We start from the raw sequence: 21,884 nt of genomic DNA on the forward strand, positions 1-21,884 counted from the left end.
CTAGCTTTGTTATTTGATTTATTAATTTTATATTTTCTATTAACGTTGTTAATAGTATTTTTCAGTGTGCCTTACTTATTTTTTATATATTTAACAATGTTATTAACAGTGTTTATTACAGTACATATACATTATTTAGACATTAGTATAACAGTGTTTATTACGGTAAAGGAGTATTTATGAAAAAAAATAAATGTTGGTAATGATGAAATATTTTCTCAAGAAGAGCGTAAAAATATTTTAGAGAAAGTAAAAAATTTTTATAAAAATATAATGCAAGATTTATTGGATGAAATTAAGATGAAAATTAAAACTATGCAAGCTACTTTAATTCAATTAAATGAGTATGAGATTCATCATGAATCCGTTAATATTATTCGAAAAGAAATGAATTTTTATCAACATATTGCAGAACATTTAGAAAGTGAAATGAGCAAAAATGGCAAATTATAAAACATATGATGATTTATTTGAAAAAACAAAATTGTATTGTGTCATCCGTAAAAAATATATAGAACTGGAATAATATGGAACTCAATATTTAGAAACACAAGAATGTGGCGATTGTGTGGAAAAAATAAGAAAAACTAATCCAAATTATTAAAAAGGAGAATAGATAATGTGAATTAAATACAATGGAAAAAGAATTAATTTAAGTAATAAAGATATTCAATTAGAACATACTACATTTACATTATTGGATTTGGATAAGTGGTGTGATTAATTATGTTAGGAATTTGAATATTTTTTATTAAGCGTAAATGTCAAATTTGTCATTCTATTTTGAATAGAAAATTTATTGGTAGTTTGTATTTTAAGTTAGCAGTGTAATAGAAAGCGAGTTGATTTGAGTAATGTATCAGAAACCAAATTATAATAAAAGTCCAAATCTGTTTAATATTATTAAAGTAATCAATATTGAGTGATTTATAAATTTTAATGGTTTTCAATCTTTTCGCAAAATAATTGAAAGTAAATGATTTGCTGGTATTGATACTAGAAAAAATGAGTTATATGTGTGAAAGTAAGGTGTTTTTATGAGTTTTTATAAGAAGAATATTAATGTAGAAAATTATTTTATTCGAAGAGAATTTATAGTTTTTCAAACTGATAAAGCTTCATTTATAAATTTGCCTAATCACAATAAACATATTGGTTTTTGATTAAGTAATAAGTTTGTTTACTTTAGTGAAAAACATTCTGATCAAGTAGCTATTAGTTTGATTTATGATAATTCTTATCCTATTGTAAAATATGATGAAAATTTAAAACAACATGATTGAAAATATTTAACTGGAGCAGAACTAATCAATTTGTATAATCAATACAAACAAAATTATTTTACGCAAATGAAAAAAGCAATATTTCCTGGTGAACCTCAAAAAGTAAAAGCAACTAATAATAATCTAACAAATTGAAGTGATGAAAAAGTAGATAAATTAATTAATGATTTGAAAGACTTAAATTAAATGAGTTTATATGATTATTGAGTTCAATTTGTTAGTTATATTTTTGGTTCAAATGCTCCTGAATTTTTGTATGTTCTCTCGTTTGTATTATTTATTGTTTTATTTTTTGGTATGTTTTTTAAAATCATTCAAAAAATGTGAAGCTTTTAAATTATGCTAAAAGATTGAGAAAAATTAAAAGAGTTTTTTATTCATGTATTTTTGTTTATTGACAAATCTAACGTTGAAATTATTACAACTTGAAATTTAACTCAAAATGAATATTTAACTCTTATGATTGTTGTTTTAAATAATGAAAAAGTTTATATTTTTCTTAAAAAATTATTGTTATATCAGTGGCTCGATGCTTTTGTTTAGTTTAGTTGATTTATTATTTTGAATAATTTCATTAAATTATACCGGTTTAGTATTCTGATTATTGTTTGCTTTGCGGTGTGTTTATTTTGTTTGATGATTATGGAAAAATATTTTTTATCAGTTAAATGCTTTTCGTTTAGTAAATTTTGTTTGAGATAATCCGTTATCGGTAATTATTGGTAAGTTAGGGACGGGAAAAACATTACTTTTAACTTATTTGTCAGAAACAATGAAATTATTAACGGATAAAATTTATAGTAACTATCCATTAGAAGATGACAAAGTTAAAGTTTTAACATTTAAAAATTTAGATTTTACAGATAGAACAAAACCAGTTCCCCCAGATGATAGTGTTATTTTATTTGATGAAAGTTATTTATATATTGATGGAACTAGTCCCCGCGATGAGAAAAAAGTTCATAGTGGTAAAATTCCGTGAATTGTATTAGCTTTATATTTCATATATACCCGATACTGAAACAGGTTGAAAACCAAATAATGCCAAACCAAGTGATTATGGTAGTTATACAAGAATATTTGATAATATGGAAAGTACTATTGCGCAATGACAAGATAGTTTAAAAATAGTACAAAAATATAAAGGTGAAGAAATTAATATATTAATGATTGATGATTTTAATAAACAACCAATTAACTCAACTATATGAGCCAATAATGAAACACCTTTTGCGATAAAATTAAAAGATGAAAATAATAATGTTTATTGAAAATTAATTGATGGTGAAAAAATTTATGATGTTAATAAAATGTTAGAATACTTAAAGCAATATAAATTAAGTTATTTTATGAATAATGATAATAAAGCAGATAATTTTTATACAAAAGAAGTTAAAGTTGGTAAATATTGAGATGCTTATATGATTGATGATAGAAGTTCAATTCAATTTGGTGAGGTTAAATTTGAACAAGTATTTACTCAGCAATCAACTGAAAGACAATATACTTTATTAATTTTAGATGAAGATGCCGATAAATTAAATATTAATGATTATTATAATTTTTATACTGTATTTAATGATCGTGGATTAAATATTGGTGGTGGTGATATTAATTCTGCACCACAAGATAGACAATGATTATATCCATCAAATGTTATTAATTATTATTCACCTTATGATGGTAGTTTTTTATGACAAGAAATTACCTTTTCAAGTATTAATGACAAAATTAGTAATAGTGGTTTGGCAGTACGACAATTTATTCAGACCAGTGCTCCAGGGGAAGGTTATTGTTTCCCTAAAATAACTTATGATGAAAAACTAAATAAAGGTATTGTTGAATTAGATGAAGTTTTATTAAAAGACCCAGGTGTTAGAGCAACGGCAGTTAAATTTTATGGTAATCCTATCTTTTTTGATATGCCTGTTATTGGCCTACCAATTATTAAAGGTCAATTTAATAAAAAAGTTATGAATTATCGTGATTTATTAATGTATAACATGTATCCTTGCCCACCTGACAAAGTAAATACTTATGCTGCTCCAGAATTAAGTTGATATAACGTTCAAGGTATTAAACCAACAATGATAACTGGTTTTAAAGATTGAAAGCAAGATATGGAAAGTAGATATGATTTTTGAAAACAGAAAAATAGTGAGGGAATTGTAATAACCGATAAAGCGAGTTCAACAGCAACTAATCCTACGGTTGGCACAACTATTCATAAAGAAGATAATGACTCTAAATTTTATTGGTCTAAAGATTGAAAAATAAAACCACCAAATAAAATAAAAGTAAATAGTGGAAATGTTGATAATATTATTAGTACACAAGCATCATCATATTTTAGAAGAAAAGATGAATTTGGTAATACAGTAGGATCTGTGCAAATTGAATATAATAAAATGGGTAAATGTAATGTTTGAGATATTTTAAATATGAATAATTTTATTAATCGCCAAATTACAGTATTACCTTTAAACTATACACAAAAATTAGTATTTAATCCTTTTACGATACCGGGTGGTGTTGGTAAATTCTTAAACTTTATTTCATTTGGTATTCCATGAGGATGAGTAATTAATCAAAATGAAAAAACTTGACCTAATTTTCAATGACTTAATGGTTTTATGAGTGCAAATATTTATAGTTTTTATAATGATGCATTTTGGTCTGAAAACTCAAAAGGTAAAGGTTATTTACCATTTGAAATATTTAGAGAACAAGGGAATGATAAAGTCGGTGCTATCTTTGGAGCAAATGCTACTAGTTTAGGTTTTACTACTTTATTAACTGATAAAATACAAGGCAATGTTTTAGAAAAAGATGGCAAACCAACTGAACGAATAACTTATTCAACTTATAATTTAAAACAATTAAACCCCAAAACTAATCGTACGTATATATTTAATTAATGAATTAGTAAGAGCAGTAGATGCACAAACACCAGTTAGTGATAGTGAAAAAGATAATGATTGCGAATTCTTACAAACACCAGATGGAACAAATTGTAGTTATATAATTGATATGTTTTCAATCCAAGCATTATATAAAGGTAATTTTGAAATTATCTTTTATGCTGATAATCCATATACAAATAATGAAGAAGATTATTTAAGATTATCAGTATGGAGTTTTAGAGGTAAAACAAAAAGTACATTAAATAATTATTTACGCGATATGACAACTAATTATAAAACTAGTTTCTTACTACCACACGACTTTGAAATACCAACATTTAATTACCCAAAATATGTTCTGCCACCAGTTCCATATAACTATAAACCTTATACAAAAGATATTATGCCTTCTGATTTAGTACCACCATTAAAAACTAAAATAATAGCACCAGCACAATGTAAAAATATAATTGAATATCCAGCAACTTTATTTTCTAATGAATTTAATGAAGGTTATTATGAAACTGAATTTGATTTAAGACAAATTGACCCAACAATTCAAAGTATTAGTAAATTTCAAGATGCTTATAAAACTATTGAAATAAGTAATCTAGGTAATTTACAGATTGAATGTGGACCGCCTGAAATAGATAATTTTATTCCTAATAGAAATATTAATTTATTAGAGGGTCAAAAATGTGACCATAATATTGGTTCATTAAACAACATTACTTTGCAAGAAAGTGGTCGTTCACAAACTGATAATGTTAATTTTGAAAATACAATAACTTTATATACAGATAATATAAATAATGATATTCAAACACTCACTACTGCTTATACTACTGGTTTACCTAGCGAAAACTATCAAAATATTTATAAAATTAATAATAAAGAATCATATATTACATTTTTATTACAAATAACATCTCTGTCAAATGAAGTTGATAATAAAATTAAAGAAACATATTTACAATCACATTATACTAATGATGTAAAATTAAAAATTAGATTTTCAAAAAAATTAAAACCAGAATTAAGATTTTTAGGTGGTGCTGGATATTGACCTTATTTTGGTAATGACAAAAATATAACAATAGACTTAAATGCTTTGGGTGTATTAGGTATGATAAATAATAGTGATAACCCAGTTAAAATTACAATTACACCAAGATAAAAAAAGAGATATTAAATCTCTTTTTTTATTCACCGTTAACTTTTAAATTACCTTTATCATCAATAATTAAATCAGGTTCTTGTGTATCTAAATTTCAACGATAAACTTTTATTCATAATGGAGACCAAGGTAAAGCAATATTAGTATATCGATTATTATTTAATCTTTTTGATAATTTTATATTATTAGAATTATCTTTATATATTATGTAGTACCATTTATTATCTACTACCTCACTAAATGGTTTTTCATGTTTTGCTATTCATTCTAAGTTGTCTCTGATTTCTTGATTAGCAGTATTTATTTTATTCTTTTCTTTTAGTTCTTTTAATTTTTCTGGTGTATATTCTACTATATTATCACAAGCTACTAAACTTGTTGTACTTGTTGCAATTAAAGTGATTGTTCCTAAAATGGCTAATATTTTTTTCATATTTAATTTCCTTCTTTTATAGTTTGTTAATTTAATTAAAAATGGAAATAAATTGAATTTATTCCCATCATAAGAAATTTTAATTATTTATTATTTAATATTCTTATATTTAAAAGAAAAGCCATTAAAGCTGGAGAAATTCTACTAGAATTATCATTAACACGATCGTAAAATTGCACACCATTATTCATATTATTTACTCGTCTTATAAATTCTTGACTCAGTGAACCTCAATTAGTTAATAAATTTGAGAAATAATTTCTCCATGAAATAGGATTATTATTACGTTGAATCGTACTAATTATATTGTTAAATCTAAGTGATTCTGAAGTAGCTAAAATTATACGCATTAAATTTGATGATATATTTATTCTTTGTTGATAGCTATTATTAAAAGACGCTAAAAATCGAAAAGAACTAAATAATGATTGTGAAGAAATATTAAGATCTCCGTCGGCGATTAGATTAGTATAACTTCCTCCAAAATTTAAATTAACATTAGTTAAATGCCTAATTCCTAAATTTGTTCTATAAGTACTATCTGAAAAATAATAATATGTTCCATGAGCACTAGTTTGTCTGCCATTATCTTCTCTTAATATAAATCCTTGAAGATATAAATTTGATCTATCAAAAACTAATTCAACAGTATTATTTAAATTAGATAAACCTTGAAATTGTATACCTATAATAAAATATCCATTTTGGTTAGTTAAACGGTAAGTGCCGTTCATTCTGCCAATTTGTTCTATTATTCTTTCTCTATTTAAATAATCTACAACACTAATTAAAGAATCATAATATTGACTAAGATTGTCATCTCATTCATCTATCACTAAATTTGGTGCATAGTTATTTTGATTATTATTGCTTGTTCGTCTAACTAATGGTCTACTTATTAAATTAGGAAATTTTTCTATTAAGGCACTTGATTCATATATTTTATTATTCATTATTATAAATTTTTCTGTTCATTCTCCTTCAGAAGTATTTCAAGTATAAAAATTATCTTGGCTATCATTTTTTACAAATCTTGTTTTATTTGCTACGGCCGATCATATTTTAATACTATATCCATTACTATAATGAATACCATTTTGTAAACCAAAATAATGCTTTAATTTTGTCGAAAACTCTTGATGAAATAAAAAAAATCATCAATATGACAATTTGAAAACTAATTTTGTGTAAGATTATGATTTTGCTTTAAATTTTTTAAACGTTAAAATATAATACCGTTGATTGTTGGTTTGGTGTTAAACCTTTGTGTTGGTATTTTCATTTTCAGAGCTTTAAATAATTTTGAATATTAGTGAAACCCAAACCATGATAATGAATTAAGGCTTCTTTAAGACTGGATTGTAATTTACTAATCTTATTTAACTTTTGATAACTAGTATCAGGGTTTGTACTAGTTTTGGTGGAATATAGAGTAGAATTTGTTTGTTTTGCTACTAATAAATATAGTGGTTGCATATCAGAAATAATTATTGATTTTTCTTTAATTAGTTGCTTATTCATATTTTCAATAATCCATTGTTTTTGTAATCTTTTGGTATTGGTGGATTGAACAAAAATATTATTATTGCTATCAACTGCCATTTGAATACAGCATTTGGTATCAGTTGAAAATGGATCGAGATGAGTTTTTCGTTTATCAAATTTATCTTTAAAATTGCCTTTATGAATTTCTTTAATAAATGTTTCATCCATTTGGATTTGACCATTTAATTTTTTAAATTTTAACTGTGTATTTTCTAATTGTTTTGATTGCATTAATTTTTGTCGATTATATCAAGCGGTTTTTGGGGTTGTTTTAATAAAACGAGAAATTATTTTACTAGATTGTCCTAACAATGAAATTTGAATTAATAAATTTCACTGTTCATAATTTAAATGACTTCAATAAGTAAAATGATGACGAAATGCATCAAAACTAGCACGACATTTTTTACATAAATATTTTTGTTTTCCTTCGGAATTATGACCATTTTTAACACAATAAAAAGATTTGCAATTAGGACATATAATGCCTTTATCTCTAAATTTTTGATCAATTTCATTTAAACGTTTTTGTTTTTTAATTAAGTCTGCTTGTTGTTTTATTTTTTCATAAAATTCTAAAAATTGATCATCTGTTAAGCTATTTATTAATTCTGTAATTATTTTTTTCATCATTTATTTACCTCCATATATTAAAAATATACCTAATTTTAGGTATATTTTATAAATATCAAGAGTTTTCGACAAAATTAAAGTTAATTTTACAAAAAATATTTTTTATTTTATGTTATTATTTAATTAATAGATTTGTTGCACTTGCATTTACAATTTACAATAAAAAATATTAAATATAAAATAATATTTAATATTTTTAAAAAACAAGGAAAGGAAACAAACAATGAAACGATTATTAGTAATCTTAGGAGCTTTCGGGTTAACGGCGACTGGTGCAACATCAGTAGTTGCATATAATAACAAAAATGTTGCAGATAATGATTTATTAAAAGTTAAAACAATTACTGCCCCATCAGTAGTAACTGCGGTTAAACCAGAAAGTGTAACAAAAGATTAAGTTAAAACAGTTTTAGCAGCAAATGTATTATTAGCAGTACAAGGAATTGCTAAATTAGCAAAAGCAGATGATTTTACATATGATGTTTTTAAAGATAACAAAGGGACTGCATATAGTAATGTTAATTTAAAAACAGGAACAGCAGATGTTTATGTTAAAATTACTGCCGCAAAAGGTAAAAAAGTTGTTGTTAATTCATCAGGATATATTAAAATAACTTTGCCAAAAGAAGGAACAGTAGATAAAAAGGATATTACAGGGACAACAGTGGTTGATCCACAATTAACAGCTAATACAAGTCAGAAATATTCTGATTTGTTAAAAGAACAAGGTTTAATTACGGCAGTTATTGATGGGATTCAAGCAAAAACTACTCTTAGTACAGAAGCAACAACAGATTTTACTTTAACAAGTGATAAAACTGCTGATGCTAATCAAGCAGCTGGTGCTGTTAAAATTACTGTTACTGCAACAGGAAGATCAACCAAAATTTCAGGAACATTTGATTTTACAATTACTCTAAAATAATAATTAAATCAAACAGAAACACTATTAGAAAATAGTGTTTTTTATTTGCAAAATAAGAGATCCATTAAATTTTTGTTAGAATTTAAAAAGCAATTTAATCCTTTAATTTTGTCGAAAACTCTTGATATTTATAAAATATACCTAAAATTAGGTATATTTTTAATATATAGAGGTAAATAAATGATGAAAAAAATAATTACAGAATTAATAAATAGCTTAACAGATGATCAATTTTTAGAATTTTATGAAAAAATAAAACAACAAGCAGACTTAATTAAAAAACAAAAACGTTTAAATGAAATTGATCAAAAATTTAGAGATAAAGGCATTATATGTCCTAATTGCAAATCTTTTCATTGTGTTAAAAATGGTCATAATTCCGAAGGAAAACAAAAATATTTATGTAAAAAATGTCGTGCTAGTTTTGATGCATTTCGTCATCATTTTACTTATTGAAGTCATTTAAATTATGAACAGTGAAATTTATTAATTCAAATTTCATTGTTAGGACAATCTAGTAAAATAATTTCTCGTTTTATTAAAACAACCCCAAAAACCGCTTGATATAATCGACAAAAATTAATGCAATCAAAACAATTAGAAAATACACAGTTAAAATTTAAAAAATTAAATGGTCAAATCCAAATGGATGAAACATTTATTAAAGAAATTCATAAAGGCAATTTTAAAGATAAATTTGATAAACGAAAAACTCATCTCGATCCATTTTCAACTGATACCAAATGCTGTATTCAAATGGCAGTTGATAGCAATAATAATATTTTTGTTCAATCCACCAATACCAAAAGATTACAAAAACAATGGATTATTGAAAATATGAATAAGCAACTAATTAAAGAAAAATCAATAATTATTTCTGATATGCAACCACTATATTTATTAGTAGCAAAACAAACAAATTCTACTCTATATTCCACCAAAACTAGTACAAACCCTGATACTAGTTATCAAAAGTTAAATAAGATTAGTAAATTACAATCCAGTCTTAAAGAAGCCTTAATTCATTATCATGGTTTGGGTTTCACTAATATTCAAAATTATTTAAAGCTCTGAAAATGAAAATACCAACACAAAGGTTTAACACCAAACCAACAATCAACGGTATTATATTTTAACGTTTAAAAAATTTAAAGCAAAATCATAATCTTACACAAAATTAGTTTTCAAATTGTCATATTGATGATTTTTTTTATTTCATCAAGAGTTTTCGACAAAATTAAAGATTTAATCTAACATCTAATCCAAAATGCTTGGTTTTTTCGTTATTTTAGGATATACTTATTAGGTTGTTAAACTTTAATTTATTCTGTTATCCAAAATAATGCCAATATGTGAATTCAACAGTCGTAATGTTAAAAAACAACTAAACTATTTTATACTAACTATTTAAAGGAGACTAAATGAATTTTAATACACTAAATTTATCCCCAGCTTTAGAACGAATGATTACTAAGATGGGATATACCAATTTAACGGAAATCCAAGAGAAAGCTATTCCAGTTGCATTAAATAATCAAGATATTATTGGGAAGAGTCATACCGGAACTGGTAAAACAGCAGCTTTTCTTTTACCAATTTTGCAAAGACTAGACCCACAATTAAAACGGCCACAAGCTATTATTTTATGTCCAACAAGAGAATTGGCAATGCAAGTAATTGATCAGGTTCGAAAATTTGCAACTTATTTAGAAGGGGTTAATGCAACATTATTATGTGGTGGTTCTCATTTACAACGTCAAATTTATTCATTACGAAAAAGTAACATTGTTGTTGGAACACCAGGACGAATTGCTGATCATATTAACCGTAATACATTACGATTGAACACAATTAAAACAATTGTTTTAGATGAAGCAGATGAAATGCTAAAAATGGGTTTTAAAACCGAACTTGATAAGGTGTTTGAGAATGCTCCTAAAAAATATCAAACATTATTATTTTCAGCAACAATGCCAAAACAAGTGCTAGAAATTGCTAATAAATATCAAAATAATCCTGTTGAAATTGTTGTAACAAAAAATGCTACCGAACAAAATAATATTACCCAGTATTATGTTGATGCAATTTCTTATCGTAAAGAAGATGTGATAATTGCTTTATATAAGAATTTACAACCAAAACGAAGCATTATTTTTTCTAATACAAAAGCTTTTACTGATAAAATTGCTAAAATGCTTGCAACAATTGGAATTACTAGTTGCGTTATTAACGGTGATAAGCGCCAACGTGAACGATTGCAAGCAATGCGATCATTTCGAGAAGGAAAAGCAACGGTATTAGTTGCAACTGATGTTGCTGCACGGGGAATTGATATTGATCAAATTGATTATGTTTTTAATTATGATATTCCAACAGAACGAGAAAGTTATATTCACCGCATTGGTCGCACAGCCCGCGCAGGTGCGACAGGTGTGGCAGTAACGATTGTTTCTAATCGCAATGATTTAAATGAAATTAAACATTTAGCACAATATCAAAAGAAAAAAATTGAACTATTTGATATTACTGGCTATGATTTAAAAGAAAAAACAAAAGAATCAAAAAATTTTGGTGGGAATTACAAACAGGCAGATTCTAAACAAAAAAATAATAATAGTAAATATCATAATTCTTATAAAACTGATCGTGGTAACTTTAATAAGAGTAATGCCCCACAATTTGGAAAAAATAACAAAAGAAAAAATAAAAAATTTTCAAAAAACAAATCAAAATTTAACTAAATTTTAATGAAAACAAAGAGGATCCTCCTCTTTTTTATATATAGTTGATTGATTTTTAATTTGTAAAAAATAATAAATTATTATAGAATTATGCTACATCTGTTGAAAAGAACCGTTAGGGAGAATAATAAAAAATAAAAAAACTATTAACTATTTTAAGTGCGATTTTTTTAAGCAGCACAACAACTATTACATTATATGGTTGTAAAAATACTGGTGATTATCAAAATGAAATAATTTTTCTTAATAAAATTATCAAAAACCAAGATTTAGGAATTTTGGCAAATAGCAATTCCACAACAATTTTTGCTAGTTTAAAAAAAGCAAATCCGAATCTTATTTTAGAAGAGATTGAAATCAAATTAGGGTCGGTGACTAATAAATCGGTTATTATTCAAGCTATTAAGAACTCAACAATGTATCAAGGGGAAGTTAAAGTTAATTTTCGGATTAATAACGAAGGTACAGAACAAAATGATAATTTACTAATTGGTTATTGATACGAATGAGGTGGCACAAATCAACAAAAGCTAGAATTATGAGAAATTGATGCAAGGTATAATGTAATTATTGTATCCTTTCTTTATACTGATCAACCATATCAAATGCCAACTTTTGTTGCTCAAAATCCAGTTAATTTAAAGAAGGGGATTAAAGTACAACATGAAAAAGGCCATAAAGTTTTGATTTCAATGGGTGGTCAAACTGGGAATAGTATGCGTTTTCGTCAAAACCAAAAAGATGATTTAAAAAAAGCATTTAAAAGTGTTGTTAATGAATATGAATTTGATGGGGTTGATATTGATTGAGAAGGAGAATGTTTACAAGATAACGAATCAAAACAAACAACAGTTATTGCTTTAAAAGAAATTAAACAAGAATGACAAGCAACAAAAAAGAAAGAATTTTATATTACAATGGCCCCAGAATTTCCTAATCTACGTAAAACATCAGCAATGTCTTATGAGATATTTCTGACCGTCTTAGCAGGATTCTATAATTGAATTCATCCGCAATTTTATAATGGTTGAGCTGATGGCGTTTTTGTTGATTCACAAGATGCGAAAAAATTGGGTCTAACTCCGGGGATGGTTATTAGTAATGATAATAATGAACTTCGTGGTGAATTTTATTATCTATTAATAAAATATATTACAACAGGTCAAAGCCAGTATAATAATTTTTTACAAATTGATGCTGATAAATTAGTAATTGGTGCATCAACAAGTGAACCAGCTGGTCGTGGCGCCGCGACAAAAGCAGCAATTAATCAAGCTTTTGTTTTATTAACAAAAAATAATATTATGATTCGTGGTCTGATACCCCAGTTGCTATTATTAGCAATCAACATACAGTAATAACACAAAAAGAAAACTCAGACAATATTTTATCAGCTAGTGCACAAGATATTAATATTAGTGCACATGCTGGAATTACTTTCCAATGATGATATACTAGCGATAGTCATTCTAGTGCAACCGTTGATTTAATTAATATTGATGATTATGCAACAAGTGTCAATGACTTTGTAACATTATTCCCAAAACTTAAACTTTCAAATACCATTGGAAATATTACCCAAAACTTCATTGGTTATTCAAATCCAATTTATCCATCGCCACATAATCAAGGAAACTTTAATAGTACTCCAATTGTGTTAAATACCTCTGATTTATTTAAAATGGGACAAACAGTTGATACTACTATTGGTCATTATAACTATTCAGATACATCAACAAGTGCGACTTCAGAATCACGTATTACAACAGGAATAAGTACTATTGCTGGAAAAACATTTTTAACAATGTATTGTATTTCAATTGCAAAAGGAAATGCTGGTCCATTTAGTCAATTTGTTTATAATACTGCTGACACAAACATTAATAAAGTAGAATTTTTAAGTGGCTAGTTATTAAATTAAAAAAAGCAATTATTATTGCTTTTTTTTTGCAAAATTAAGGTTAATTTTAGAATGTAAAAAATAAAACTATTTTTTGGTACAAATATTATATTTATTTATAAAAATGATAAATTATTAAATGATAATATTTAAATGTAGAGGCAGAGATAAGTAAACTAGAAAAAGATGGTTTTGGAGCAAAAACTAATTTTTAGTACTCTTATTTTGGCTATTTTAACATAAAAGTGGTAACAATTATGAAATTTTTATTTTCTGAAATTTGTTTAAAATGTCGACAAAGACTAAAACAGCAACTTATTCCATTGATTCAAAAAGAAACTAATCTTGTCTTAGAAGATGTTCTTTTTATCAAAATTAAGATGGATAGTAGTATTGGTGAACGTTATGATACAATTCGGCCATTAATTATTTTTAATTGTAATAATTTGATGTTTGGTGTTTTTGGCAAACGACAATTTTATCGTGATTTAATTACTAAAATTCCAAATTATAAATATCAAAATAACATTCTATATGTCTCAGGTAATTTTATTCTTAGTTTTCATAAGAAATATTCAAAAAATCTTAAAAATAATACTGAACATAAGTTTGGCAGTTGCACACCAGTTGATTTAAAATTAGATTTTAGTCAAAAACCATTAACATATGATTTATTATTACGTGATCCAGTCCTACAACCACAACTATTTGTAAAAGAATCACAAGAGTCTTTAAAGGTTAAACAACAAGCAAAAGTTAATTCTTCTTTTCAAAAGCCAAAGATTATAGAAAATAATGATCCATTTTCTGTTATTAGCAAAAATGAAATGCCATTAATGGCATTTCCAATCGTTAAAACAAATACCTTGAGATGGTCAAAATTAAATCCAGTTAAATGAAATTGAAATTTATTAATTGGTAAAATTCAATTATGAGTATTAATTGTTATTTTATTTTTTATTATACTAATTATTACTTTGGTTAGTGTTTTTTGTACGAAATTAATGCATAAAAATGCGCTTGAGGGTATTCAAATTTTACAATTAGGTAATAGTGGTATTGATAGTCTAAACGTATTACCAAGTGGTGATGTATATTTATCACAAGATAATGGGCAATTATACTATAGTAATGATCATAATATCCAAGGTAATTTAAAAACGCTTGGTTCAATTAGTGATCAAATTACACATATGAGTGTTAATCCAAATGGACAAATGATATGTGGGAACAAGTAGTGTCAAACAACATATAATTTAAAAAATGTTGCTTTACTTGATTATTATGATTTCAAAGTTAATGACACAGCGCATGTAACAAATCAGGAAATAACAGCAAAATATCAAGAATTATTATCAATAATAAAAAATATAATTGCTTGCGAATGAAAAGATAGTTATTTACAAGCGGGAATTGATTATTCTGTTACAATTCCAAGTTTAGTTCCTGGTGATTTAACAGATACATTTTTATCAGTTTATTTAAAAACATTAATATGACGAACAACTAATAGTAAACATATTACAATTATTCTATATAGTGTTGATAATGGCAATGATGCAACATTAAGTGGTTATGGTGATGCGGTTAGCTTTTGTGGAATTGATAAAACAAGACCATTAACAAACGAAGAATGTCAGTTAATTTATCAGTTTCTTAATAACACATTGCCCAAAGTATTTTTATTTCACAAAAGGTATACTATGCAAAACAAGGGAAAACAAATATGGAAAATGATTATACAATTGCTGTAAATGATATTGAACCAGGCCATCTTTTACCGTTTGATCAAATGACAATCAAATTTTCTGGTAATAAAACTGATCAAAATCCAAAGGCACGCATCAAGGGTTATTGCACTTGGCAAGTGAATTTTACTTAATGCTCTAATTGGGAGGGGGAAAAATTATGCTTGATTATAAAGACCTAGAAATATTAGAATTAATTAAACTTTGAATTGATACACAATATAAAAAAGTTAAAGATTTTTTAAATGATAATAAAATGTTGAAAGGTTATTTTTATTATCATTTAAAACATATTAATAATTATTTGGTAACAAAAAACCTAATGTTAGATATTAATAATTTACAAAAATATGAGTTTCTACAGATTTATAATGTTATGGTTAATGAAACAAATGTTTTTATTACGGCAAAAAATCAACTTATTGTTTTTATGATTTTATTTGTAATTAATAAATACACTAAAATTAGCGAATTACGGAAAATTTTTGAAATTAGTGTTAGTAGTGTTTTTAAAAATATAGCAAAATTGAATCATATTTTAAGGGAACATCATACTGACATTGTAATTCGCAATAAAGGGGAAGGTTATTATTTAGATGGTAATTTGTTAACAATTCGCAGACTAATTGTTAATTTAGCAGTTTACATCAATAATAATCATAAAAGTAAAAATTTAATATTAAACTGTATGTTTTCAAAATTAAACCTAGAATATTCTGAAGATGCATATGATAAAATTTGTTATATTTTAACAAAATATTATGATCAAATTTTAATTATGGATTTAGATTTTAATACATATAGTTTAATTTTGTATTTTTTAATGTTATCAATTAAAAATGATCGAAAAGATTATAATCTTGAAGATAATTTTATTAAAAACCATTCATATTTTGATTTGCGATCATTTCAAATTGCTACGCAGATTATTAATGAATTACAAGAAACATTTGAAATAACATTCAATAATAGTCAATTTGAAAAATCTTTTTTAGGAATGTTAATGTTAAATCGATATGATATTTTACCAGAAGAAAATAGTGGTGATGAAGAAACATTACAAGTAAAAAAGGTTTTGTCCGAAATGTTAGATAATATGAATAATATTGGTTATTCAACAGATAAACAGTTAGCGCTTTCTGATTTATTAAGTCACGTATTGTTCTTTAAACAACAATGAAATTATTTTTTGTTTGATGATGCATCAATTGTTTTTAAACAAAATTTTATTAATCATAAAATTGAATATCAAAATTTATTTAAGTTATGTTATGATAATTTGGAAAATATTGAGTGCTGTATTAATAAAAAGTTATTACCACGGAATTACTTAGAATTTACCCTTGTTTTGTTGTCTTATGTTTATACATGACCAATTGTTAATCAACCAGCAATTCAAAAAGCAATTTTAGTTACTAATTTACAAGGGAATTTAATTAACTTATTGAAAGAAAAAGCAATTGAGGCCTTTCTAAGTTTAGCAATTATTGAAATTGTTCCGATGTTAAAATTTAATGAGAATAAAGAACAATACCTAGATTATTTAATTATTAGTGATAATAAAGACTTTTTAGCTGTTAATGCTGGAATATATTTTAGTTTAGATATGGTTGAGGATAATATGGCAGGATTAAACCTTAATAATTTTATTTTTAATGACTTTCAAACAAATAGTAATATTAAACTGTTAATCCAAAAAATATTAGACAGTAAAATTAATAAAAAACATAAAATTGAAGCGTTATTACAATTAACACTAAAAAATGATTTTAAAAAATAAAAGTTATATTAAATTCTAAGATGTATTTCAATTTATAAATATACTAATATATTTTCTGTGAAAAAATAATCTGGAACTTAATACAAAGGGAGAAATCAAAATAAATGGAAGAAATCAAAAAAGAACCACTTAGTAAGAAACAAAAATTTGTTAATTTTTTTACGCATGGTTTAAATAAAAAATTAAAATAAAATTACTAAATTAAAAGGGGACTACTTATGGGAAAACAACATTCGATGAAATTATCAGAGCCAGAAATTCGCGCAATTTGAGATAACACTGCTCGTGGTGGGGGGCGTAATAATTTATTATTTCGCCGCGATATTGCCGGAGCATTTATTAAACTTGGTGAATTAAACAAAGAAATAGAATTTGGGTGAGTTATTGAACCATTATTGCCATTAGAAAAAGGTGGTAAATTAGAGGTTAATAATTGTTTTGCAATGCATTGAAAAAATGCTAAAGTTCGTCGTTGGTCATTAAATGATTGAAAAGCAGCGGTCTAAGGGGTTACAAAAACAGATAACAAAAAGGAATTCCAAAAACCAATTAATATTAAAAGTGATAAAATTATTAAAGCAACAATTATGAAAGTTACGGAAGCACACCCAATTTGAGAAAAAAGATAAATTAATCTTGTATTTATGGAAAAAATAATATAATATTAATTATAAAATACCGAAAATGATATTTTTGGTAAAGGAGATAGTGGGAATGAAAAAATTGTTAAGTGTTTTTACTGCAGTTGGCATTTTAGCTATTTCAGTAACATGAGTTGCTGGTTGCAGTCCAGTTCTTGACTTACCTTATATTTCAAATAATAAAATTTCAGAAAATACAAAGAAAGCAATTAATAATGCTGTTTTAAGTAATGACAAAGATGCTAAAATTAAGTCATTATTTGATTATAATCTTGATGAGTGATCAAATCCTAACTTTGAACCAGTTAAAAATATTATGACGGTAAAGTTAAGTTCACATAATCTATTTAATCAAGCACAGCAATATTTAGCAATGCAACAAAAGTTGAATAATAATGTAGCAATCAAAAAAGATACTTTAGAATATATGCAGAAAAGTTTATTATCTTCGTATGATATGATTAGTCAACCGTGACCAAAAGTTGTTGAAAAATATAATTGATATTTAGACGCCAAAAGTAAAAATCAAACCGTGAGTGATTTAAATCAATTAGTAAATTATTTTGGTGGTAGTTCTTGAAACAAAAATTTAATTGATAAAAAACGTTGATTATATGTTGACCAAGTTCGTAGTAATAATCCAAATGATTGATTTAAAGATGCTCATACGTGATCATTAAATCCAAAGAGTGCACGTTATAATGGAAATACTAAATTTGATCAAGGGATTTTTTATCATATCTTACTTAATACTTTTTTAACAGAAGTTAACAATGAATATAATGTTAAATTAAGAGCAATTTGAAATGAAAATGATAGTCAAAATATTATTAGTCCAGATATTGCGGGGATTACGTTTGCTTTTACAACATGAGATCCAAACAAGTGAACAAAATACTTTGTTGATGGACACCCAATCGTTGAAAGTAATGCCAATATTTTTGAAAACTTACCAATTTTACCAATTGAGCAAACAGTTGGTGTTAAATTAGTTGTTGCTGACATTTATGGACGTATTTCAAGTTATCTTATTGGAAACTTTGTTATTTCTAGTTTATTAGGTTTACATAGTGAGAATTAGTTTTAATATGAAAAAAGAGACTTAGTCTCTTTTTTCATTGATAATTAAATTTGATGTTTTTATCTTAAAAATAGTTAGGTAATACTGGAGAAAATCCTAGCGTTATGGTATTTAATTTAAGCAAATTTCTTGCGATAAGTTATTTTAAGATGGAAATAAATTTGATAAAGATTTCATTTTCTTGCATTTTTACTAGTTTTAAATAAAAATTATCTTGTAAACAGTTTTAAAGTTTACATTTTGACCGTTGAATATTAGGTAATATTAATTAAATTACCAGAATCATTTGGAGGATAATGATTGGAATTATTAGATGGAATTCCCCCAGTTTTATTTGCGGTGTTTGGTCGGGAAACAATTGGAATGTTGTTTGTACGGATGGGAGCTACTGGTCCAACCAATTTATTAACAGCAGGTGTTATTTTAGCTTTCTTAGCTTTACCAACAATTTTTGCGTTATCAGCAAATGCCTTTTTAAGTGTTCCTAAATCATATCGTTTTGCTGCTTTGGCAATGGGTGCATCACGAACATATACCGCTTTTAAAGTAGTTAAAAAAGCGGCAAAGACAAAAATAATTGGGGCTGTAATTTTTGGAATGTGTCGTGTAATTGGTGAAGTGACAGCAATGATTTTATTAACGGGAATGGCGGCGCAAATTCCTAATTTAAAAGAAGGTTTTTGAGGTTTTTTATTTAGTCCAATTGCAACTTTAGCCACACAAATTGGGATCGAATTGCCCGAACATGTTGCTAGTTTACATCGTTCGGCTTTATTTGCGTTATGATTAATTTTATTATTGATGGTTTCAATTTTGAATATTATTATTTTAGCGACGTATAAAATTCAACGCCAAAAAGAACGGGGAAAGCATTTAATCCGTGGGTGAAAACAAAAACAACCCCAACCTTTAACTAAGATGTTAAGAGACGAAAAACATTCATCAACCTTATAGCAAGAAAGTTTTTTAGCTTTAATTAATAAAAAAATATCAACTAATTATTATAATAAAACAATTAATTATTGTCGGATTTTTTGAATGATAATAGCTTGTTTAGTAACAATTAGTTTTGCTTCTTGAATTATTTTAAATATTATTAGCAATGGCTTTGCTGCAATAGGTTATTTATCGCAGTTTAATGCAAGTGCTTTTATTGGCTATTATGAATTGCCACCACTAATAATTTCAACGCTTATGTTAATTTTTACAGGAACATTTTTATCAATTCCAATTGGAATTATTACGGCAATTTACTTAAGTGAATATGCGCGTAAAAATAGTTGTTTAGTAACTTTAATTCAATTTTCAACTGATGCTCTTGTTGCAACGCCATCAATTGTTTTTGCTATTTTTGGTTATGTTGTTCTTGTTGTGGGGTTACAATTAGGCCATAATTTCTGATCAGCCGGATTAATGTTTTTTATAATGACGTTGCCGATTATTATTCGTGTGGTTGAAGATGCCCTTCGGAATGTGCCGCAAGAATATCGCGATGCTGCTTTAGCATTGGGAACAAGTAAGATTGGAATGGTTTGTAAAGTTGCTTTACCAAATGCCAAAGGGGGGCATTGTGACAGGAGTAATTTTTGCAATTAGTAAGATTATTACAGAAACGGCACCAGTGCTTATTATCTTAACTTCTTCACCCCTTATTCCAACTAGTTTTAATGATATTGGAACAACGTTAACGGTAAAAGTTTTTCAATTAGTTAATGAACCAGGGCTATTACTAGTTGTTTCTAATCAACTCCAAGTTTCATTAACTGAATTAACAAACCATATGATTCATCATTTGTCCTTTATTATTATTTTATTTGTGTTGGCATTAAATATTTTTGTTAAAATTATTGGATCGTTTGAAAATAATCGGAAACCAAAATGATGAACAACAATTAGTACTTTAGTTAAATGTTATTGTGGTTCTTTATTAGGACGAAAAAATGCTTGAAAAAAACAACTGCAAAAATCTGGGTATAATTCAAATAAAACTGCAAAAATTACTGTAAAAGTAAAAACTTACAATGAACAATTATTACAATTGTATCAAACAAAGTTGACAAAGTTAAAGAGCCAAGCAGAAGGTATTAATCATCAACAAAAACCGGGATAATTATCAATTGTCAATTACCGCTTTAGAACATAAGATTCAAAACTTACAAGAGGAAATGGAATAAATTATGATGAAAAAAACAACACAAACTTCGCAGAATAAAATTAAACAATGATTTAAAAAACTTTTTCGGCGCTTAATAAATCAACATCAACACGACCTATTAAAAGTGCCAACCTTTTTTACCAAAAAATGTAATTTTAGGAATTGAAAAGTTTAATTTTTATTATAATTTTGGGACAAAACAAGCGTTATTTGATATTAATTTAAACATTTTAAAAAACAAAGTTACTGCTTTAATTGGCCCTTCAGGTTGTGGAAAATCAACTTTATTACAAGCAATTAATCGAATGAATGATTTAATTGAAGGGACAAAGATGAGTTGAGCAATTATGTATAATGATAAAAACATTTATCAATATCGCCAAAATATTATTTCATTACGGACTAAAATTGGGATGGTGTTTCAAAAACCAAATCCTTTTCCAAAATCAATTTATGAAAATATTGCTTTTGGTTTAAAAAGTTTAGGAATTTTTGATAAAAGAATTCTTGACCAAACTGTTGAAGGATCATTACGACAAGCAGCATTATGAGATGAAGTTAAAGATAATTTGCGGGACTCAGCATTGATTTTATCAGGGGGACAACAACAACGACTTTGCATTGCCCGCGCAATTGCTTTAAAACCAGAAATCTTACTAATGGATGAACCAACAAGTGCGTTAGATCCAATTTCAACTGCAAAGATTGAAGAGTTAATTTCTGATTTAAAAAAGGATTTTACGATTATTATTGTAACGCATTCATTACAACAAGCAGCTCGGATTTCGGATTATACTGCTTTCTTTTGAATGGGAGAGTTAATTGAATATAATAAAACAGCACTATTATTTTCACATCCGCACGAAACAAAAACAGAAGATTACATTACAGGACGTTTCTTTAATTTTGTCGAAAACTCTTGATATTTATAAAATATAC

24 protein-coding genes and 1 pseudogene are annotated in these 21,884 nt (G+C 26.1%); 22 read left to right on the forward strand and 3 right to left on the reverse strand.

Translation table 4 applies throughout. The features are described 5' to 3' along the window. The first annotated feature begins 6 nt into the window (after nt 1-6). From AACK91_RS09120 to AACK91_RS09145, 6 genes and pseudogenes are all read left to right on the forward strand, one after another. Nucleotides 7-453 (forward strand): hypothetical protein, encoded by a 447-nt coding sequence (locus tag AACK91_RS09120; protein WP_338966045.1) that lies wholly within the window; start codon nt 7-9, stop codon nt 451-453. Between the two features lie 584 nt (nt 454-1,037). Further along, the gene (locus AACK91_RS09125; protein ID WP_338966047.1) at nt 1,038-1,469 is read left to right on the forward strand and encodes a DUF3627 domain-containing protein; all 432 of its coding nucleotides are present in this window, start codon (nt 1,038-1,040) and stop codon (nt 1,467-1,469) included. A gap of 153 nt (nt 1,470-1,622) precedes the next feature. Next, the gene (locus AACK91_RS09130; protein ID WP_338966050.1) at nt 1,623-1,826 is read left to right on the forward strand and encodes a DUF2649 family protein; all 204 of its coding nucleotides are present in this window, start codon (nt 1,623-1,625) and stop codon (nt 1,824-1,826) included. Next, nucleotides 1,762-2,286: pseudogene (locus AACK91_RS09135) on the forward strand (hypothetical protein); the annotation flags it as partial. The gene AACK91_RS09130 and the pseudogene AACK91_RS09135, both read left to right, overlap by 65 nt. Nucleotides 2,287-2,371: 85 nt before the next feature. Continuing rightward, entirely contained in the window at nt 2,372-4,201 is a 1,830-nt protein-coding gene (locus tag AACK91_RS09140) for a hypothetical protein (protein WP_338966052.1), read from the forward strand. A gap of 112 nt (nt 4,202-4,313) precedes the next feature. Beyond that, nucleotides 4,314-5,363, forward strand: coding sequence for a hypothetical protein (locus AACK91_RS09145; RefSeq protein WP_338966054.1), 1,050 nt, complete (start codon nt 4,314-4,316; stop codon nt 5,361-5,363). Nucleotides 5,364-5,388: 25 nt separating this feature from the next. On the opposite strand, the gene AACK91_RS09150 is transcribed toward AACK91_RS09145, so the two are convergent. The 3 genes from AACK91_RS09150 to AACK91_RS09160 form a co-directional block, all read right to left on the reverse strand. Then, on the reverse strand, nt 5,389-5,796 hold the full coding sequence (locus AACK91_RS09150) for a lipoprotein (protein WP_338966057.1): 408 nt from the start codon (nt 5,794-5,796) through the stop codon (nt 5,389-5,391). 83 nt (nt 5,797-5,879) lie between these two features. After that, a complete protein-coding gene (locus AACK91_RS09155; protein ID WP_338966058.1) occupies nt 5,880-6,749 on the reverse strand; it encodes a ribosome-inactivating family protein in 870 nt (289 codons plus the stop codon). A gap of 262 nt (nt 6,750-7,011) precedes the next feature. Continuing rightward, complete coding sequence (locus AACK91_RS09160) at nt 7,012-7,974, reverse strand: IS1/IS1595 family N-terminal zinc-binding domain-containing protein (protein ID WP_338965530.1); 963 nt, start codon at nt 7,972-7,974, stop codon at nt 7,012-7,014. Nucleotides 7,975-8,197: 223 nt separating this feature from the next. Here AACK91_RS09160 and AACK91_RS09165 point away from each other — a divergent pair, with 223 nt between their 5' ends. The 16 genes from AACK91_RS09165 to pstB all read left to right on the forward strand — a co-directional run bounded on the left by AACK91_RS09165 (nt 8,198) and on the right by pstB (nt 21,877). Beyond that, a complete protein-coding gene (locus tag AACK91_RS09165; RefSeq protein ID WP_338966060.1) occupies nt 8,198-8,371 on the forward strand; it encodes a lipoprotein in 174 nt (57 codons plus the stop codon). Between the two features lie 54 nt (nt 8,372-8,425). Beyond that, a complete protein-coding gene (locus tag AACK91_RS09170) occupies nt 8,426-8,899 on the forward strand; it encodes a spiralin lipoprotein (protein WP_338966601.1) in 474 nt (157 codons plus the stop codon). 180 nt (nt 8,900-9,079) lie between these two features. Further along, on the forward strand, nt 9,080-10,042 hold the full coding sequence (locus tag AACK91_RS09175; protein WP_338963247.1) for an IS1/IS1595 family N-terminal zinc-binding domain-containing protein: 963 nt from the start codon (nt 9,080-9,082) through the stop codon (nt 10,040-10,042). 278 nt (nt 10,043-10,320) lie between these two features. Beyond that, nucleotides 10,321-11,640: a DEAD/DEAH box helicase gene (locus tag AACK91_RS09180; protein WP_338966063.1), complete on the forward strand. Its 1,320-nt coding sequence runs from the start codon at nt 10,321-10,323 to the stop codon at nt 11,638-11,640. A 278-nt stretch (nt 11,641-11,918) separates the two neighbouring features. Beyond that, the gene (locus tag AACK91_RS09185; RefSeq protein ID WP_338966066.1) at nt 11,919-12,998 is read left to right on the forward strand and encodes a glycosyl hydrolase family 18 protein; all 1,080 of its coding nucleotides are present in this window, start codon (nt 11,919-11,921) and stop codon (nt 12,996-12,998) included. Between the two features lie 323 nt (nt 12,999-13,321). Next, nucleotides 13,322-13,549, forward strand: a complete 228-nt coding sequence (locus AACK91_RS09190) for a hypothetical protein (RefSeq protein ID WP_338966068.1) — start codon at nt 13,322-13,324, stop codon at nt 13,547-13,549. Nucleotides 13,550-13,797: 248 nt separating this feature from the next. Then, a complete protein-coding gene (locus AACK91_RS09195) occupies nt 13,798-14,778 on the forward strand; it encodes a hypothetical protein (RefSeq protein WP_338966070.1) in 981 nt (326 codons plus the stop codon). 488 nt (nt 14,779-15,266) lie between these two features. Then, a complete protein-coding gene (locus AACK91_RS09200) occupies nt 15,267-15,422 on the forward strand; it encodes a hypothetical protein (RefSeq protein WP_338966072.1) in 156 nt (51 codons plus the stop codon). Nucleotides 15,423-15,448: 26 nt separating this feature from the next. Next, nucleotides 15,449-17,068, forward strand: coding sequence for a helix-turn-helix domain-containing protein (locus AACK91_RS09205; RefSeq protein WP_338966074.1), 1,620 nt, complete (start codon nt 15,449-15,451; stop codon nt 17,066-17,068). A gap of 218 nt (nt 17,069-17,286) precedes the next feature. Beyond that, on the forward strand, nt 17,287-17,574 hold the full coding sequence (locus AACK91_RS09210; RefSeq protein ID WP_338966077.1) for a hypothetical protein: 288 nt from the start codon (nt 17,287-17,289) through the stop codon (nt 17,572-17,574). A gap of 208 nt (nt 17,575-17,782) precedes the next feature. Next, a complete protein-coding gene (locus AACK91_RS09215; protein WP_338966079.1) occupies nt 17,783-18,790 on the forward strand; it encodes a hypothetical protein in 1,008 nt (335 codons plus the stop codon). Nucleotides 18,791-19,090: 300 nt separating this feature from the next. Continuing rightward, a complete protein-coding gene (locus AACK91_RS09220) occupies nt 19,091-19,744 on the forward strand; it encodes an ABC transporter permease subunit (RefSeq protein WP_338966082.1) in 654 nt (217 codons plus the stop codon). 84 nt (nt 19,745-19,828) lie between these two features. After that, entirely contained in the window at nt 19,829-20,386 is a 558-nt protein-coding gene (locus AACK91_RS09225; protein ID WP_338966084.1) for an ABC transporter permease subunit, read from the forward strand. Beyond that, nucleotides 20,361-20,900, forward strand: coding sequence for a hypothetical protein (locus tag AACK91_RS09230; RefSeq protein ID WP_338966086.1), 540 nt, complete (start codon nt 20,361-20,363; stop codon nt 20,898-20,900). The genes AACK91_RS09225 and AACK91_RS09230 overlap by 26 nt, the downstream gene beginning before the upstream one ends. 67 nt (nt 20,901-20,967) lie before the next feature. Then, nucleotides 20,968-21,120 carry a hypothetical protein gene (locus tag AACK91_RS09235; protein WP_338966087.1) on the forward strand — a complete coding sequence of 51 codons (153 nt, stop codon included), beginning with the start codon at nt 20,968-20,970 and terminating at the stop codon, nt 21,118-21,120. Beyond that, nucleotides 21,083-21,877, forward strand: a complete 795-nt coding sequence (gene pstB, locus AACK91_RS09240) for a phosphate ABC transporter ATP-binding protein PstB (protein ID WP_338966603.1) — start codon at nt 21,083-21,085, stop codon at nt 21,875-21,877. Before AACK91_RS09235 ends, pstB begins: the two co-directional genes overlap by 38 nt. The last annotated feature ends 7 nt before the right edge of the window (nt 21,878-21,884 follow it).

The sequence above is a fragment of the Spiroplasma endosymbiont of Sarcophaga carnaria genome (assembly GCF_964019595.1).
GTDB lineage: Bacteria > Bacillota_I > Bacilli_A > Mycoplasmatales > Mycoplasmataceae > Spiroplasma > Spiroplasma poulsonii.